This is a genomic window from Paraburkholderia sp. BR10937, assembly GCF_040965695.1.
In the GTDB taxonomy this organism is placed as follows: Bacteria; Pseudomonadota; Gammaproteobacteria; order Burkholderiales; family Burkholderiaceae; genus Paraburkholderia.
The window spans coordinates 1-246 of record NZ_JBFRCL010000234.1 but is presented as its reverse complement, the minus strand read 5'-3'; the positions used below and the strand labels follow the sequence as shown (position 1 = coordinate 246).

General features: G+C 59.8%; 1 protein-coding gene. It reads left to right on the top strand.

Annotated elements, in window-relative coordinates; all coding sequences use genetic code 11:
* A partial coding sequence (locus AB4Y44_RS42775) for a transposase (protein WP_368702852.1) occupies positions 1 to 246 on the top strand: 246 nt, incomplete at both ends.

Sequence of the window (246 nt, the reverse complement as noted above, 5' to 3'; positions counted from 1 at the left end):
AGCTGCATCTGGGGTATCCATCCGGCGATCCCAGGCCGGATGGCCAGACCAACGAGCGTAACGGTGCCAGTGGCAAAACCATCATCACGGACCACGGTCCACTCAGGGTCGATCTGCCACGTGACCGTGACGGCAGTTTCGAGCCGATACTGATTCCCAAACACGAACGCCGCTTTACCGGCTTTGATGAGCGCATCATCGCCATGTACGCGCGGGGCATGAGCGTACGCGAAATCCAGGCGTTTC